This is a genomic window from Coleofasciculus sp. FACHB-712 (assembly GCF_014695635.1).
Classification (GTDB): Bacteria; Cyanobacteriota; Cyanobacteriia; order Cyanobacteriales; family FACHB-T130; genus FACHB-T130.
Map to the genome: position 1 here is coordinate 1 of NZ_JACJOQ010000028.1, position 2,821 is coordinate 2,821.

Annotated in this window: 3 protein-coding genes; 1 reads left to right on the forward strand and 2 read right to left on the reverse strand. The window is 49.9% G+C overall.

The window, feature by feature from the left end:
* The coding region (locus tag H6F50_RS00350) for an FAD-dependent thymidylate synthase (RefSeq protein ID WP_190425043.1) at nt 1-308 on the forward strand (308 nt) is incomplete at its 5' end.
* 24 nt (nt 309-332) lie between these two features.
* Here H6F50_RS00350 and H6F50_RS00355 read toward each other — a convergent pair.
* Together H6F50_RS00355 and H6F50_RS00360 are read right to left on the reverse strand one after the other, a co-directional pair.
* The gene (locus H6F50_RS00355; RefSeq protein ID WP_190425046.1) at nt 333-1,835 is read right to left on the reverse strand and encodes an NAD(P)/FAD-dependent oxidoreductase; all 1,503 of its coding nucleotides are present in this window, start codon (nt 1,833-1,835) and stop codon (nt 333-335) included.
* 89 nt (nt 1,836-1,924) lie between these two features.
* The coding region (locus H6F50_RS00360) for a threonine-phosphate decarboxylase (protein WP_190425048.1) at nt 1,925-2,821 on the reverse strand (897 nt) is incomplete at its 5' end.

Below are 2,821 nucleotides of genomic sequence, written 5' to 3' on the forward strand. Positions count from 1 at the left end.
AGGAACAACGTCAGGCTGATTTGCAATGGTGCGAAGACGCCTGCAAACATTATAAAAAACGCATAGATGAAGGACTTTCAGAAGAACACGCTAGAGGAATTATTCCTTTTGATACCAGACAGCATTTTGTGCTGAGTTGTAATGTGCGATCGCTCATGCATCTTTTAGACCTGAGATGGAAAAAAGATGCTCAACTTGAAGCACAAAAGTTTTGCGAATTGCTCTGGGTTCATTTTGAACAATGGACACCTGCGATCGCTCAATGGTATTTGGAAAACCGAGCAAAAAAGGCAAAATTAGCTCCATAGCTTGCCAAAATAAACTTTATATGATTAGGAAGACCATGACCGCCTGAAGTTAAAAAAGCCTTCTAAGAAGTCTTCCAATCGGGTATTTTTCCGGAGTCGTTGTCGGTGCCACTCAGCAGCAGTTTGGTGAATAATTTCTGATAGGGTGGGAGAAATGGCAGGCAGCTGACTGAGAGCATCTACTTTTATGTTCTGTCGCATAGCGAGAGCGATCGCCCCGATTAACTCAGCCGCTTCCATCCCCACTAGCGTTGCGCCCAGAATTTCTCCATTGCGACGCACCAGAATTTTACACAATCCCGTGATTTCCCCTAATATCTGGGCTGCTGCTACTGCCTTGAAATATTGCCGCAACACTAAGACATCTTTACCGTACTGGCGTCTCGCTTGCGCCTCGGTTAAGCCAACCCGCGCCAGCATTGGTTCAGAAAAAACGCCTGTAGGAATGCCACGATAGTCTACTTTGAAAATGGGTGCAAACAAAGCATTTTTTAGGGCGATGCTGGCTTCGTACTTGGCAATATGGGCAGCTTGATAACCCCCAGCAACGTCACCACAAGCGTAGATCCGGGGGTTTGTTGTTTGCAGTTTCTCGTTCAACTCCATCCCACGCCGATTCATCTTGACGCCAACGCCTTCCAAGTTTAAACCTGTGACATTTGGTTGCGGTCGAGTACATAGCAAAATTTCATCGGCTTCAATCGCTTTGTTGCCAGCGAGAACCCACTTTTTGTCGTCAATTCGTTTAACTTGCGTCACTTCTGTTTGAGTCAGGACGCGGACGCCCTCAATTTCTAGCTGTGCTTGCACCACTCTCGCCGCCTCTGGGTCTTCTTTCGGCAGGATGTGGGAACTGCGTACCACTAGGGTGACATCAGCGCCCAACCGAGATAAAGTCTGCGCCAGTTCGGTGCCAGATGCGCCACCGCCAATGACCACCCAGCAGGGGCGAGGAGATGCGTCTACAGCTATCTGTTCGGGGGATATCTGCTGCCAAATATCTAACGGCGTCCGATAGCCAGTAGCTTCGAGTCCATCAATTGCTGCAATCCCCGGACGAGAACCCGTAGCAATCAGGTAGGCACGCGATCGCAATCTCCGTCCGTTGACGACAAAAGCGAGGTAAGGTTTACGGCAAAATTCCCCCTCGCCAACAACAACATCAACGCCTAAAGAAGCCAAAATCGCTGGGGAATGTTGTTCTTCTAAGGTAGAGACAACGCTATCTGCCCACTGGATTGCCTCGGTCAATCGCACCCCTAGAACGGGTCGCTGTTCTGTAGAATCAGCCAGATCCCAAGGGACACTGAATCGATTGAAGTCACTTTGCGGCTGAATCACTCGCCTAACCTGAGTCAAAGCTTTGCTATAGAGAGACCCTAACTGTAGGGACGATTGCCAGCGCCCCTCCGGAGGCGGCTGGGGTTCGACTAAGGCGACGCGGGCTTGCAGGTTGGCAGCAGCAACTGCGGCATGACGCCCTGGCTCTGTGCCGCCTATTACGACTAAGTCGTACTCAACTGCCATGATTTGTTCTTTGTCAGTTGTTAATTGCTGATTGCTAATTGTTTATTGCTAATGGCTAATCGGAAAAATGAACAATTAGCCATTAGCCATTACAAGATTGCTGCTAGACCGTCGATTAGGCGCTGGTTATCAACTTCGGAACGCACGGCGACTCGGAAATAGCGATCGCCTAATTCTGGAAAGCTCAAGCAGTCACGAATCAGAATTTTACTCTGCTTGAGCAGTTTTTCCTGTACTTGCGAACTGGGTTGTTCTGACTCAACCAGCAAAAAGTTAGCAGCACCCGGTAGCGGTTGCAATCCCGCTATTTGCGCCAAACCTTGAAACAGGTGGGACTTTGCCGGTTCCAACCAATCCCAGGTTTGCTGTTGAAATTCTGTATCCTGTACCACAGCGACACCAGCGGCTGCGGCTAAGGTATTGACGGGCCAAGGGTCTCGCCACTGTTGCCAGCGCCGCAGGCGGTCTGGGTGAGCGATCGCATAACCTAAGCGCAGCCCTGGCAGACTGTAGAACTTAGTGAGCGATCGCAGAATCACCAAATTTGGGTAGTCTTGCACCACTGGAATTAGGCTTTGCTGCTGGGAAGGCGGCAGAAAATCCATAAAGGCTTCATCCATCACCACCAGCGCAAATTTCTCCAGATAAGGGATCAGAGTCTCTCTGAAAAACATCTGACCCGTGGGATTGTGCGGGTTATTCACCAGTAGACCAGTGGGATTTTGGATTTTGGATTTTGGATTTTGGATTGGGAATTCTAAATCCAAAATCGAAGCTCGAAAATCGGGAAGCGGGCACTCATGTACGTTGGCGCTAAACGTCCGGAGTGCCCGCCAGTAATCGCCAAATGCTGGTGTCACCAGACACGTTCCCGTCAGTTCTGATAAATCCCAACTTGCCCAGGTTAGTAACTCTGCCGAGCCGTTCCCAGGCAGAATCCAGTCTGGCGGGAGTTGGTGCAGCTGACCCAGAGACACCCGCAACTC

Coding starts and splice junctions, on each gene's coding strand:
- H6F50_RS00355 (WP_190425046.1), bottom strand. CDS start 1,835: ATGGCAGTTGAGTACGACTTAGTCGTAATAGGCGGCACAGAGCCAGGG.